The sequence below is a fragment of the Streptomyces sp. AHU1 genome, from assembly GCF_045343905.1.
Classification (GTDB): Bacteria; Actinomycetota; Actinomycetes; order Streptomycetales; family Streptomycetaceae; genus Streptomyces; species Streptomyces triticiradicis.
In genome coordinates this window covers 846,273-860,026 of sequence record NZ_CP174283.1, presented here as the reverse complement: position 1 = coordinate 860,026, position 13,754 = coordinate 846,273, and the positions used below count along the sequence as shown (strand labels likewise).

The window sequence follows — 13,754 nt, the reverse complement described above, 5'->3', positions numbered from 1 at the left end:
CCCTGGGGGAGGGGCGGATTGCCCGGAGGGGCAGGCCGCGCTTCCCCGGGGGGTGTCCCAAGCGCCGCTCCGCCGAAGGGTGGTGCCGGGGACGGTGGGGCGGACGCCGATCTGGGAGGGGATGTCGTGCGGTTGCTGCGGCTGCGTGCGGGCCTGATGGCCGCGGTCCTCGGGCTCGGCGCGATGGGAGCCGGCATCGCCGACCCGACGCCGCGGGCCCGGACGACGGCCTCGCCCTCGCCGTCCTCCTCGGCCTCACCGTCCGTGTCCTCGGCAGTGTCCCCGGCACCTCCGGTCACACCGGCGCTGGTGGAACGGTCGCTGGCCCCCGGTGCCTCGATCACCGTGGACAAGCAGGTGCGGACCCCGGCGGTGCCGCCCAAGCCGGACGTCGTGCTGCTGGTGGACAACACCGGGAGCATGGGCGGTGCCATCGGCAACGTGAAGAACAACCTGCCGACGATCGTCGACCGGGTCTTCGCCGTGCAGCCCGATTCCCGGTTCGCCGTCGCCAGTTACGGCGACGCGAGGGACGTCGGTGGAAGCAGGCTCTTCTTCCTGCACCAGCCGTTCACCACCGACCGCGACGCCATCCAGCGGGGCGTGAACGCCCTGACCGCCTCCGACGGCGACGACGTGCCGGAGGACTGGGGGAACGCCCTCCACGAGGTGGCGACCGGCGTCGGCGGCCGGAACACGTTCCGGGACGGCGCCAGCCCCATCGTGGTGCTGGTCGGTGACGCCCCCACCCACGACCCCAGCAACGGGCACAGGTTCACCGACGTCGTCGGGGAGCTCCAGGGCCGTGGTGTGAAGGTGCTCGCCGTCTCCGTGAGCGGCAACGGACTCGACAGCCAGAACGGCCAGGCCACCCTCGTCACCCGGGCCACCGGCGGTACGTACCTCCAGGGCATCGACACGGACCAGGTGTCGAACGCCATCGTCCAGGGCCTGACGAACCTCCTCGTCTCCGTCGGTCACCAGCTCGTCGACTGCGACCGCTCGCTGAGCGTCTCCCTGTCCCCGGAGAGCGTCCAGGTGACCAGCGGTCAGACCGCCTCCTTCAGCGAGCGGATCACGGTGTCCCCGGACGCGCCGCAGGGTGCCACGCTGTCCTGTACGGTCCAGTTCTCCCTCGGCTCCGCGGCCGATCCGGACTTCCGGGAGCAGATCCGCATCACCGTCGACGACGTGACCGCTCCCTCGGTGACCGTCGACGACCGTACGGTGGAGGCCACCGGCCCGGACGGCGCGCTCGTCGACTACCCGGTCACCGCGTACGACAACGTCGACGGCGACGTACCGGTGAGGTGCGAGCCGCCCCCCGGCTCCACCTTCCCGATCGGGAGGACCACGGTCACTTGCACGGCGACCGACAGGGCGGGCAACACCGGCCGCGACACGGCCGTGATCACGGTGACCGACTCGACCGGCCCCGTCGTCACCGTCGAGGACCGCACCGCGCAGGCGACCGGTCCTGACGGCGCGACGGTGGAGTATCCCGCGTCGGCGGAGGACAAGGTCGACGGGAGGGTGCCGGTCACCTGCGTCCCGCCGTCGGGTTCGGTGTTCCCGCTCGGGGAGACCAAGGTGACCTGCACGGCGACGGACTCCCACGGGAACACCGGTACGGGCAGTGCCGTCGTCACCGTCGTCGACACGACCGCGCCCATCGTGACCGTCGACGACCGGACCGTGGAGGCGACCGGTCCTGACGGCGCGACGGTGGAGTATCCCGCGTCGGCGGAGGACAAGGTCGACGGGAGGGTGCCGGTCACCTGCGTCCCGCCGTCGGGTTCGGTGTTCCCGCTCGGCCCGACGACGGTGACCTGCACGGCGACCGACAAGGCGGGCAACACCGGCACCGACACCGCCGTGATCACGGTGGTCGACACGACCGCGCCCGTGGTCACCGTGGAGGACCGCACCGAGCCGGCCACCGGACCCGACGGCGCCGTGATCGAGTACACCGCCACGGCCCAGGACCTCGTCGACGGAGCCGTGTCCGTCACCTGCATGCCCCCGTCCGGCTACACCTTCCCGGTCGGGAAGACCACCGTGACCTGCACGGCGACCGACAAGGCGGGCAACACCGGCACCGACACCGCCGTCTTCACCGTCGTCGACGACGGCAAGCCCGTCGTCCGGGTGGACGACCGGACCGTGCGGACCATGAACCCGAGCGGTGCCCCCGTCCGCTACACCTCCACCGCCCAGGACCTCGTCGACGGCACCCTCCCCACCAAGTGCGCCCCGCCCTCCGGTTCCACCTTCCCGGTCGGGAGGACCACGGTCACCTGTACGGCGACCGACAAGGCGGGCAACACCGGCACCGACACCGCCGTCGTGACCGTCATCCTGATGACGCCCGGCCCCGTCCCGCCCGCCGCCGACCTCGCCGTGACCGCCGCCGCCGGCCCGCAGCCCGCCTTCACCGGCGGCACCGTCACGGCGACGTTCACCCTCACCAACGCCGGACCGGACGACGCGACGGACGTCGTCCTGACCGCCGCATCCCCCGGGACTGCCACCGTGGTGAGCCCCCAGGACCGCTGCACCACCGCCGACCCCTGCGCCCTGAAGGCCGGCGGCCGGATCCAGGTCACCACCCGGCTGTCGTACGACAAGGCCACCAGCGGCACCCTGACGGCCCGGGTCGCCGGCACACCGACCGACCCGGTCCCCGCCAACAACACCGACACGGCCCGGCTCCGCGTCCTGCAGCCCGTGCTGACCGTCGAACCCCTCGTCGCCCGGCTCGGCGACGTCGTCCTCGCCGAGGGCCGCGATTTCCCGGCCGGGACCGTCGTGGGTCTGAAGTGGAGCGCGGGCATCACCGCCGCGACGGTTCCGGTGCGGGTGGAGGCCGACGGGACGTTCCGCACCCAGGTCCTCGTCCTGCGCAAGGACCGGACCGGATCGCGGCTGCTGCGCGCGACGGGGCCCGGGTACGACCCGGTCGGCACGGAGAAGGTCCTCGTCGTGCCCCGCAGCCTCCAGCCCCCCGACTTCAGCGGCCGCGGATGACCACGACGGAGGTGGAACCGTGATCCACGAGGTGGACGACGCACTGCGCTCCCTCGTCCGCAACGACGCCCTGGGCGGCACACAGGTCAGCGTCGTGTTCGACGCGCCCACCCGCGAGTGGGCGGCCAAGGTCAACGCGCCCACCGTCAACCTGTACCTCTACGACATCCGGGAGGACATGCGCCGCCGCTCCCGCGGCCTGTCCAACGAGTACGACGAGCGCGGCACCGTCGTCGCCCGGCACCGCCCGCCCCGGTACTTCAAGCTGTCCTACCTGATCACCGCCTGGACCCGGCGTCCCGAGGACGAACACCGCCTGCTGTCGTCCCTCCTGCTGTGCCTGCTGGGCAGCGACGCCATGCCCACCGAGCACCTGACCGGTTCACTGGCCGGGCTTCCGCTGCCGGTGCCGATGACGATCGCGCTGCCGCCTCCCGAGGACCGGTCGTTCGCGGACGTGTGGAGCGCGCTCGGCGGTGAGCTGAAGCCCTCCCTCGACCTCGTGGTCAGCGTCCCCCTCGTCGGCACGGGGACCGTTCCGGTGGGGCCGCCGGTCACCGAGGAGGGCGGCCTGCGACTCGGAGTGGAGAACACGGAGCACACCGAGCACACCGGGCAGGGCGCCACGGGAGCACGGGAGGCGGACGAGCCGGCGGCACCGCGCCGCCCGCGGCCGGCGCTGTCCCGGCGCGTCCGTGAATGAGCGGGAACCGCCGGGACCTCCGGGACACGTGTCGCGCCCCGGCACGGAGACGTGGCGGACGAGCCGACGCCGCGTCGCCCGTGCCCGGCGCCGGTGTCGTCCCGGATCGCCGGGGCCGGTGGTGACACCGGGACCCGGCGCGGGCCCGCCCGTGCCGCACTCGCGGCCGTGCCGGGCCCGGCACGGCACCGCGCCCCGTGAGGGGCCGGCAACCGTGCGGCCGGCCACCCACGAGCCGCGCCACCCCACCCGCGCCCACCGAGCGGAGCGAGGAGCCTCCCATCGCCGAGAACCCCAGCCTTCGCCACCTGCTGGACCGGGTGGTCCTCGTCGAGGAACGGGTACGCCGTGCCGTCGCCGCCCGCAGACGGACCGACCCCAATCCCGACGACGCCTTCCGGGGGCTCTACCTCACCGACGAGGCCGTCGGCCGCCTCCTCGACACGCCACCCCGTCCCGCCGCCCCCGACCGCACGGACGCCGCCCGGCACGCCGAGGCCGAGACGCGGGCCGGCGCCGCCGAGCCGCCCACCAGCCTGCGCCGCCTCACGGCCGGCCTGGACCTGACCGACCTCGACGTCGAGATCCTGCTCATCGCCCTCCTGCCCGATCTGGACGCCCGGTTCGAGTCCTTCTACGGCTACCTCAACGACGACGTCACCCGGCGTCGGCCCTCCGTCGGTCTGGCCCTGGAGCTGTGCGGACTGTCCCCGGCGGACGCCTCCGCCCGCGCCCGCCTCGGCGCCGGCGCGCCGCTGCTCTCCGGCGGCCTGCTGATCGTCGAGGATCCGGACCGCCCGTTCCTCGGGCGCGCCCTGCGCGTACCGGACCGGATCACCGCACACCTGCTCGGCGACGACACCCCCGACCCCCGGGTCGCCGACCTGCTGACCCCGGCCCCGCCCGTGCCCGGCGCGGGCGACGCCGCCCCGCTGGCCCGGGCCCTCACCGCCGGGATCCCGCTGGTCTATCTGCGGGAGGAGCAGGGCGGCGCGGGCCCCGCCCTCGCCGCCACCGCCCTCGCCGAGGCCGGGCGCCCCGCGCTCACCCTGGACCTGGCCCGCCTCACCCGTGACCCGGTCCCCGCCGACGCCGTACGCGCCGCCGTCCGTGAGGCCCGGCTGACCGGCGCGGGCCTGGTCTGCGTCCCGGTCGACGCCCTGGACCGGGACCGTGAACGGGCCGCCCTGTCGAGGCAGTTGACGGAAGCCCCGGTCCCCGTCGTCCTCGTCGGACGGATCCCGTGGGACGCGGCCTGGTCCACCCGCCCCCCGTTGCTGCTGCACGCACCGCGCGTCGAGCCGACCGCGCGAGCCGCTCTGTGGCAGACCGCGTACGGGCAGCCGCTTCCCGCCGACGTGAACCTCGTGAACCTCCTGGCCCCCTTCCTCCTCAACCCCGAACAGATCACCCGCGCCGCCCGGAGCGCCGCCCAGAACGCCGTACTGGACGGCACCGAGCTGCGCCCCGGGCACGTACGCCGCGGCGCCCGGGCCCAGAATTCCGCCGGACTCGACCTGCTCGCCCGCCGCGTCGAACCCGCCGTCGGCTGGGACGACCTCGTCCTGCCCCCCGACCCGCTGACCCAGCTCCGCGAGCTCACGGCCCGTGCCCGCCACCGCGACGTCGTACTCGGCGAATGGGGCATGCGTCCCGGCGGCGCCCGCGGCCGGGGCGTCGTCGCTCTGTTCGCGGGGGACTCCGGCACCGGCAAGACCATGTCCGCCGAGGTCATCGCCGCCGACCTCGGCCTGGACCTCTACACCGTCGACCTGTCCACGGTCATCGACAAGTACGTCGGCGAGACGGAGAAGAACCTCGAGCGCATCTTCTCCGAGGCGGCGGGGGTCAACGGGGTCCTTCTCTTCGACGAGGCCGACGCCATCTTCGGCAAGCGCTCCGAGGTCAAGGACGCCCACGACCGCTACGCGAACGTCGAGAGCGCCTACCTCCTCCAGCGCATGGAGTCCTTCGACGGCCTCGCGATCCTCGCCACCAACCTGCGTGCCAACCTCGACGACGCCTTCACCCGCCGCCTCGACCTGGTCATCGACTTCCCCGTCCCCGACGCCGACCGGCGCCTCGCCCTCTGGCGGCGCTGCCTGGCCCCCCTCATGCCGGGCGCCGACGACCTGGACCTCCCCTTCTGCGCCGACTCCTTCGAACTCGCCGGCGGCAACATCCGCTCCATCGCCGTCACCGCCGCCTACCTCACCGCCGACGCGGGCTCACCACTGACCATGCGGCAGCTGATCCACGCCATCCAGCGCGAGTACCAGAAACTCGGCCGGCTCACGCTGGCCAGCGAGTTCGGCCCGTACGTCGACCTGCTCGTTCCATGACCGACCGACCGACCGACCGACCGATCGGAGGAGGACCGCTGTGCGCGCCCATGACGAACGGCCGGCGGAGCAGGCCCCGGAGCGGACACGCCGTCCCGCGGGTGCCGTGCGCGCCGGTGAACCGTGCGCCTCGCCGCTCGCCGCCCTGTCCGCCCTGCAACGGACGGCCGGCAACGCGGCGGTGGTGCAACTGGTGACCGCCCAGCGGATGCTCGGTCCACAGCGGCCCAAACGCAAGGCGGTCTCCGACTCCCCGTACGGCAACCGACCGGTGTCCGCCCGGCAGCAGGCCGCGCAGGGCTTCGACCCCGACATGCCCCGGGCCCCGGAGCTCCCGAGCCGGGGCCCCAGGGACGAGATCATCTGGAGCGGCACCCGGGACGACATCGGATTCACCCCCGCGACGACGACCGCCGTGCTGGACGCGGCGCCCAGCCAGAACGCGAACGGGCGGACCGAGTACGCGTGCGCGGAGTGCGGCACGTACATTCCCAGGCTGAGCGACGCGACGCCGGCGGACGGCAACCGCCACGTCACCATCGACCACATCACGGAGATCATCGCCTACGTCCAGGCCAACGCCACGGCGGTGAACTGGCAGGTCGACGGCCGCAATGTCAGCGCGATCACCCGCGCGGAGGCGAAACGCTGGGCCAACGACGTCGCCAACCTGCGCGTCCTGTGCGCCCAGCCCTGCAACGGCGGCACCCGAGCCGCCCACAGCGCCAGCCGCGACTACGACACGAACAAGGCGGTGTGGTGGACGGGGTAGGCGGCTGCCGCGGGGCTTCTCGCCGACGACGGGTCCGCTGCGGATCCATACGGCGGCTTTTCACTCCCACTCGATCTCGTGCAGCGCTGCCGCGCCCCCTTCCGGATCGGTGATGATTTCCTCGTCGTCCTCGTCGGCCAGCGAGAGGAGCCGGGGAGACAGCTCGATCAGCGAAGCGATGAACGCCCGCCAGGTCTCCTCCGACAGCGACGACTGGTCACGGATGATCAAATCAAGAATCTCGCGGGGGGAATCCTCGAAGGCGATGGAGAGCTGCGCCAGGTGCTCCTCGGATTCGAAATCGAACCGGAGTACGTCGACCTTGGGCAGGTAGCGGATCCGTAGCGTCGCGCTCTCGTTCTGGTACGTATGGTCGACCCAACGCCACCCTTCACCGCTGTCCGCGCGCCATCCCTGGCTCTCCAGTCGTCCCTGGATTTCGTCGATCAGATCATTCTGTCCGGGTGATGTCGTCATGCGTCAGGTACCAGCCTTGATCGCGTCCATTTTTGCCGCTTCGGCATTGATATTTTCGACAATGGGTTTGAGGCCGTCAAGTCGGCCCTGCAGCGCCTTTATTGAGGTTTCGTCGAGTTCCTCGCCGCCGTACTCGCTCAACACTTCCGCCAAGGTGGGTACGCGCAGCTCGTGCCCTTCGCTCCGCAGCTTGATCATGGCATCGATGCTGGCCTGTTTCTCCTCGTTGGTCCCCTTGCCCCGATAGAGGCCGATCATGGACAGGGTCAGGTGGACATTCTTCGTGGAAGCGTACGAATGCAGTCGTACGCCACAGCGCTCGCACGGACTCTTGGTGATCGTCACGTTCAGTCGGTCCTTCTGGCCAGCCGGGGCGCTGGGCAGTCGGTCCCGGTTCGCCTCGATGAAGGCGGTGAGTACGTCCTCGGCGTGGTGGTCCTTGTCGAAGCTTTCCTGCCGGGGCAGGGGCTCGCCGTTCCATTTGCCCACCAAGGCTGTGTGCGGAATTCCGGTCGCCCGTCCCGTTTTCTTCGATACGCGTACGGCGAAGTCCTTCTTGCGGAACTTGATGGCTTTGTCGAACTCGGCGGTGGTAGCCAATTCCTCAGGTGACGCGGCTACGTAGACATTGAACACTCCGAAGGTGCCCGGCCTGACGTCGATCCTGTGAAGGCCCAGCGGACTGTTGGTGCGGTGGACATCCTGAACCACGGATTGCAGATGGTCCGCCGAGTTCACTCCGGAGGCGAGTCTGGCCCGCAGTTCACGAGAGGCCTTCGCCTTCACCTCGGACGGGCTGAGAGGCCCATCGTGTTTTGCGGAATCCGGCGACTGTTCGCTTCCCTCGCGCTTCCCCGTTTTCCGCTTGAACTTCGACCACAGTTTTTTCGCCGCCTTCGCGATGAAGTCGACGATCCTGTCGATGGCCTTGTTGACCGGGCGGGCGACCGCCGTGAAGACCTGGCGGACCTTGCCCGCGAGGTTGCCGATGCCCAGCAGGGCGGCGAGGAAGCCGATGAGGACGGGGACGGAGGCGGCGAGGGCGCCCTCGATGAGGGCGGGGACGCCGCCTCCGCCGCCGTTGGCGATGGCGACGACCGCGTCCAGGATCGAATTGACGAACTGGACGATCTGGCCGCCCTGGGTCACCACGAACGTGACGAGGTCGATGATGCCCTTCACGGCGCGGACGAAGGCCGAGGCCGGGGTGAGCAGGGAGGTGATCCAGGTGATGCCGGCGACGATGACGGTGGGGATCAGGTAGGCGGTGAGTTTCTGGAGGATCGTCGACTTGAGGTCGCCCACGGACGCCTTGATGTGCTCGACGGCACCGGCCGGGCCCTCGCGCTGGAGAGCCTGGGCGACGGGTACGGACTGCTCGGCGGCGCTGACCGCCCGGTCGGGGACGCCCTTGCGGGTGATGCGGGCACGGATGTTGGACCAGGTCAGCCCCAGCAGACCGGCGATGAGCTGGATGACGCCCTTGAGGTCGAACCTGGCGGGCAGGCTGAGGCCGGCACCGGCGGCCGCGCCCAGCAGCCAGGAGACCAGGCCCTTCTTCAGGTGTTCGGCGATGTTGCCGACGAACTGCCGGAGACCGGCGCTGACGGCGCCGACCAGGTTGCGGAGAAACCCGATGGGGTCCTTGAGGATCTTCATCACCGCGGAGGCGGCCTTCGCCAGGACACCGAGCAGCATGTTCTTCAGCTCGATGACGGTCTGGATGACGCCGACGACGGCGTCCCTGGCCTTGGCGACCAGGCCCTTGTTCTCCTCCTGGAGCTTCTTGATCTCGTCGTCGACCGCGTTCAGCGCCTGGGTGTACTTCTGGGCGAGGTCCTGGACCAGTTGGTCCGACTTCGCGTTGACGTCGGCGTCCAGTCCGTCGAACTTCTCCGTGAAGTCTTTGGCGGCGTCCTGGCCGAACCTCCTCAGGTCGGCGGGGAGCTTGTCGACCTCCGCTCTGAGTTCGGCCCGGCCGCGCGCGACGCGCTCCTTGGCCCTGCCGAGTTCGGCGCCGATGACGTCGGCGACGGAGGAGATGACCTGCTGCATCCGCGCGACGTAGAGCTTGCGTGATTCCTGGAAGAGCTGGTTGGCCTCCTCCGGCATGCCCGCGAACTTGTCCTTGACCCACCTGAGTTTGCCGGTGAAGCCGGAGTAGCGCTTGTCCTTGTAGGCGTCCATCCGGCGTTTGTGGTCGGCCGTGAACGCGTCCCGCGCGGCCTTCTCGCCCGCGGTGAACTTCTCGTCCACCAGCTTGTCCAGGCCCGACAGGGTCTTCTCCACGTCGGCCTTGGTGGTGTCGAAGACCTTCTGCAGACGGGCGGTGACCTCGGCGCGCTTGCGTTCGTCGGCGGACTTGGTGGCGCCCTTGCCGCCGTCGACCTGCTTGCCGGTGGCGGTCCGGGCGGCGGCGAGGCCGGTCATGGCCTGGGCGCCGGCGGCCGCCGCGCCCTGCTTGGCCGCGGCCAGTTGCTTCGCCTCGGCGCCGCGGGCCTGTCCCGGTGCCGCCGCGGAGTGCCTCTCGCCCTCCTTCTTCGCGCCGAGGGCGTCGGTGAACTGGGGCTCGTTGCTCCTGGCGAGCTGGTCCTCGGTGACCTCGGCGTCGGCCATCTGCTGGTCGATCTGCCGCGGGCCGCCGGAGAAGTCGGTGACCGCGTCCGGTTGCCTGGCCGGGACCGCGCCCGCCGGGTTCGGGGTGCCGGGGACGGGCGGGGGAGCGTCGGGGCTGAGCGGGGTGACCGGCTTGTCCTTGGCCGCGGACAGGTCCGGGGCCGCCTTGGTGGCGGTGTCGATCTCCTTGGCGGAGGCGGCCTTCCCCTGGCTGACCTGGCCGCTGACCTGATCCTTGACGGCCGCGGCCTTGCCGGACCCGGAGAAGTGGTCGGCCTCGTCGAGGTTCTTCGGAGCCTGGGCCGCGATGGCCTGGTTGACGGCGGCGACGAAGGCGGCCTTGTCGAAGGTGCCGGGCTTGGCGGCGTTCATCTTCTCGGCCTGCGCGGCCTTGCCCTGGGCCTGCTTGTCGTCCGGCGGGGCGACGGCGGCGTCCTGCGCGGCCTTCGACTCCGCCGCGGCGGGAGCGTGCCGGGAGGCCGCGGTCTTCTTCGCCCGCACCTCGGACCTCAGGTCCTGGAACGCGGGCGACGCGGACGGCGGCGGCTTGACCGGCGGAGCCGGGGCCTCCGAGGAGGACGGGGCAGGGGCTTCCACGGGGGACGGGGCAGGGGCGGTCGTGGACGGCGGAGCCGCGGTCTGGCGCTGCGCGACCAGCCGAGCCACCGCCGCGTTCCCCGCCCGTGCCTGCAGCAGACGCAGCTGTTGCGGGGCGAGTCCGGCGGAAGGGGAGTTCTCCGGCCCGGCCACCGTGGTGGGCGATCCGGACCCCTCGGCCGTGGACCGGTCCTGGGCCTGGGCCTGGGCAGGGACGGTCGGGCGGGCCGGCGCCGCGCCGGTCCTCGTGCTGGTCTTTTTGTCCGGCACCGCCTTCATGGCCGCAAGTGTTCGTGTTCGTGGCCACGTCGTACACGAGAACGGCGGGTACGGCCGGGGGAAGGGCGACTTGCCTCATCGGGCAGCGGGCTGTGCACCGCGGCGCGGCCCGACGACGCGTTCCGGGTGATCGGGACCGGAGTCAGAATCGGCTTCGGCCGCTGGTCAAGGAGGAGTGGGTATGCCGTCGTATCTGTCCCCGGGCGTCTACGTCGAGGAAGTGGAGGCCGGGGCACGGCCGATCGAGGGAGTGGGCACCTCGGTCGCCGCGTTTCTGGGCTTCGCCCCGCAAGGGCCCCTGAACGAGCCGACGCTCGTCACCAACTGGAGCCAGTACGCGGGTGTCTTCGGCGACTTCGTCGAGGGTTCCTATCTGGCGTCCGCCGTGTACGGGTACTTCGCCAACGGGGGCGGGAACTGCTACGTCGTCCGGATCGGCGGCAGCGGTGACGGCGTCCCGGGAGAACCGCCCGCCGGGGTCGCGGGCGGAACGGCGAGCGGCGGGTCCGCGGCCGAGGCGCTGCTCGGCGGGTTCCGGGTCCGGGCGCTGCCGGGAGTCACCGGTGAGATCACGGTCGAGGTCGGCGGGGCCGACGGCGAGGCACCGCCGAACGAGGCGTTCAAGCTGGTGGTCAAGGTGGACGGGGAGGAGAAGGAGACCTACCCCTCGGTGTCCGCCCGCCGCGGCAAGGACAACGTCGTCACCAAGGTCAAGGAGAAGTCGCAGATCATCGTCCTGGAGGAGGTCAGCCGGGCCGCCGCGTCGACGAAGCCCGACTCCGGCACGGTCGTCCTCGCCGGGGGGTCCCCCGCGGCCCCCGCACCGGCCGCCTCCGGCACGGTCGAACTGTCGGCCGACGACTACATCGGTGACGCGGACCAGCGGACGGGCTTCGGCGGGCTGGAGGCCATCGACGAGATCACGATGGTGTCCGTGCCCGACCTGATGAGTGCCCATCAGCGCGGCATCCTCGACGCCGAGACCGTCATCTCGGTGCAGCAGGCCCTGATCGCCCACTGCGAGTTGATGGGCGACCGGGTCGCCATCCTGGACGTTCCCCCCGGACTGTCACCGCAGCAGATCAAGGACTGGCGGATGGACACGGCCGGCTTCGACTCGAAGTTCGCGACGCTCTACTACCCGTGGATCAAGGTCTTCGACCCGTCGGTGGGCCGCAACACCTTCGTTCCGCCCAGCGGACACATCGCCGGAGTATGGGCGCGCAACGACGCGTCGCGCGGTGTGCACAAGGCGCCGGCGAACGAGGTCCTGCGGGGCGCGGTCGGCCTCCAGACGCAGATCACCAAGGGCGAGCACGACCTGCTGAACCCGATCGGCGTCAACTGCGTCCGTTCCTTCCCGGGCCGCGGGATCCGGGTGTGGGGCGCCCGCACCCTCTCCTCCGACGCCGCCTGGCGGTACCTGAACGTACGCAGGCTCTTCAACTACATCGAGGAGTCGATCCTGACGGGCACCCAGTGGGTCGTCTTCGAACCGAACGACGACGCCCTGTGGGCGCGTATCCGGCGCACCATCTCGGCGTTCCTGGTCAACGAGTGGCGCAAGGGCGCCCTGTTCGGGCTCACCCCGGACGAGGCCTTCTACGTCAAGTGCGACCGGGAGACCAACCCCGCCGAGAGCATCGACTCCGGCCAGGTCGTCTGCGAGGTCGGGATCGCCCCGGTCAAGCCCGCCGAGTTCGTGGTGTTCCGGCTGGCACAGCTGTCGGGCGGCACGGGATCGGTCGACGAGTAGCAGGGCGGCAGGCGGGTCACGGTCCCACGGCGACGGGCCGCCCGCCGATCGGTCCCGGGGCGACGGAGAACCGCCGCTCCCCACACCAGATGAGCCATGGAGGCTGGGATGGCACTTCCCGAACTTGACAGCTCTGTCGGCCATTCCTTCGGGCTGGAGTTCGACGGCGTGGTGATCAAGCAGATCACCGAGGTCAGCGGCCTGAAGATGGAACAGGACGTCATCGAGCTCAAACAGAACACCGCCGACGGCAAGTACGCCGTCAAGAAGCTGCCGGGCCGCCCCAAGGCCGGCGAGGTCACCGTCACCCGCGGTCTGACCGAGGACAACAGCTTCGAGAAATGGATCAAGTCGTCCCGGTTCGGGAAGATGAGCGACGCCCGCAAGAACGGCGCGATCATCGTCTACGACTACGAGGGCAGCGCGATCAAGCGGTACCAGCTGGTCAACGCCTGGCCGAAGTCGCTGGAGATCGGCACCCTCAAGGCGGGCGACACCTCCGTCCTCACCGAGAAGCTCTCGATCACGTACGAGAGCATGGAAGTCGAGTGATGCGCAGGGCGATGCCCGCCCAGGCGCGGCCTGCGGCACAGCAGTTCCCGGACGCACCGGGGCAGGACCACGTCCAGGGACCGGGCGAGGGCCCGGGCGGTGCGGGGCGTGACACGCTCCGCACCGAGTTCGCCTTCGAACTGCCCCGGGGGTACGTGGACGAGTCCGGCACCGTGCACCGGCACGGTGTGATGCGGCTGGCCACCGCCCGGGACGAGCTCATCCCGCTGCGGGACGACCGGGTGCGGGAGAACTCCGCGTACCTGTCGGTGGTGCTGATCGCCCGGGTGATCACCCGGCTCGGCACCGTCGAGGACGTCCACGCGGGCATCGTGGAAGACCTGTTCGCCTCGGACCTCGCCTTCCTCCAGGACTTCTACCGGCGGATCAACGCGGAGGGCCACACCCGCGCCGCGGTCACCTGCCCCTCCTGCCAGGAACACTTCGCCGTGGACCTCGCCGGGGGCCGCCTGGGGGAATCGTGACGTACGCGGTCGAGCGCCTCTACGAGGAGATCGCGTACCTGGCCTACCACTTCCACTGGCCACTGGACGAGCTGCTCGATCTGGAACACCCCGAACGGCAGCGGTACGTCGAGCAGATCGCCCGTCTCAACGGGCGGTGAGAGGACAC

10 protein-coding genes are annotated in these 13,754 nt (G+C 71.0%); 8 read left to right on the top strand and 2 right to left on the bottom strand.

All coding sequences use genetic code 11. From position 1 onward, the window contains the following. Positions 1–126: 126 nt before the first annotated feature. The 4 genes from ACICHK_RS04040 to ACICHK_RS04025 all read left to right on the top strand — a co-directional run bounded on the left by ACICHK_RS04040 (position 127) and on the right by ACICHK_RS04025 (position 6,844). Complete coding sequence (locus tag ACICHK_RS04040) at positions 127–3,027, top strand: HYR domain-containing protein (protein ID WP_406835704.1); 2,901 nt, start codon at positions 127–129, stop codon at positions 3,025–3,027. Positions 3,028–3,046: 19 nt separating this feature from the next. Beyond that, positions 3,047–3,730 (top strand): DUF4255 domain-containing protein, encoded by a 684-nt coding sequence (locus ACICHK_RS04035; RefSeq protein ID WP_406835703.1) that lies wholly within the window; start codon positions 3,047–3,049, stop codon positions 3,728–3,730. Positions 3,731–4,011: 281 nt separating this feature from the next. Continuing rightward, on the top strand, positions 4,012–6,072 hold the full coding sequence (locus ACICHK_RS04030) for an ATP-binding protein (protein ID WP_406841158.1): 2,061 nt from the start codon (positions 4,012–4,014) through the stop codon (positions 6,070–6,072). A gap of 40 nt (positions 6,073–6,112) precedes the next feature. Beyond that, entirely contained in the window at positions 6,113–6,844 is a 732-nt protein-coding gene (locus tag ACICHK_RS04025) for a hypothetical protein (RefSeq protein ID WP_406835702.1), read from the top strand. 60 nt (positions 6,845–6,904) lie between these two features. Here ACICHK_RS04025 and ACICHK_RS04020 read toward each other — a convergent pair whose 3' ends face one another. Both ACICHK_RS04020 and ACICHK_RS04015 read right to left on the bottom strand, forming a co-directional pair. Then, the gene (locus ACICHK_RS04020) at positions 6,905–7,321 is read right to left on the bottom strand and encodes a hypothetical protein (protein ID WP_406835701.1); all 417 of its coding nucleotides are present in this window, start codon (positions 7,319–7,321) and stop codon (positions 6,905–6,907) included. Between the two features lie 3 nt (positions 7,322–7,324). After that, positions 7,325–10,813, bottom strand: coding sequence for a hypothetical protein (locus ACICHK_RS04015; protein WP_406835700.1), 3,489 nt, complete (start codon positions 10,811–10,813; stop codon positions 7,325–7,327). A gap of 181 nt (positions 10,814–10,994) precedes the next feature. Here ACICHK_RS04015 and ACICHK_RS04010 point away from each other — a divergent pair, with 181 nt between their 5' ends. The 4 genes from ACICHK_RS04010 (at position 10,995) to ACICHK_RS03995 (ending at position 13,746) form a co-directional block, all read left to right on the top strand. Continuing rightward, positions 10,995–12,569 (top strand): phage tail sheath family protein, encoded by a 1,575-nt coding sequence (locus ACICHK_RS04010; RefSeq protein ID WP_406835699.1) that lies wholly within the window; start codon positions 10,995–10,997, stop codon positions 12,567–12,569. A 108-nt stretch (positions 12,570–12,677) separates the two neighbouring features. Continuing rightward, entirely contained in the window at positions 12,678–13,121 is a 444-nt protein-coding gene (locus ACICHK_RS04005; protein ID WP_151473328.1) for a phage tail protein, read from the top strand. Then, entirely contained in the window at positions 13,121–13,606 is a 486-nt protein-coding gene (locus ACICHK_RS04000) for a hypothetical protein (RefSeq protein WP_151473329.1), read from the top strand. The genes ACICHK_RS04005 and ACICHK_RS04000 overlap by 1 nt, the downstream gene beginning before the upstream one ends. Beyond that, entirely contained in the window at positions 13,603–13,746 is a 144-nt protein-coding gene (locus ACICHK_RS03995) for a DUF6760 family protein (RefSeq protein ID WP_167455655.1), read from the top strand. The genes ACICHK_RS04000 and ACICHK_RS03995 overlap by 4 nt, the downstream gene beginning before the upstream one ends. The last annotated feature ends 8 nt before the right edge of the window (positions 13,747–13,754 follow it).

Coding starts and splice junctions, on each gene's coding strand:
- ACICHK_RS04015 (WP_406835700.1), bottom strand. CDS start 10,813: ATGAAGGCGGTGCCGGACAAAAAGACCAGCACGAGGACCGGCGCGGCG.
- ACICHK_RS04010 (WP_406835699.1), top strand. CDS start 10,995: ATGCCGTCGTATCTGTCCCCGGGCGTCTACGTCGAGGAAGTGGAGGCC.
- ACICHK_RS04020 (WP_406835701.1), bottom strand. CDS start 7,321: ATGACGACATCACCCGGACAGAATGATCTGATCGACGAAATCCAGGGA.
- ACICHK_RS04005 (WP_151473328.1), top strand. CDS start 12,678: ATGGCACTTCCCGAACTTGACAGCTCTGTCGGCCATTCCTTCGGGCTG.
- ACICHK_RS04000 (WP_151473329.1), top strand. CDS start 13,121: ATGCGCAGGGCGATGCCCGCCCAGGCGCGGCCTGCGGCACAGCAGTTC.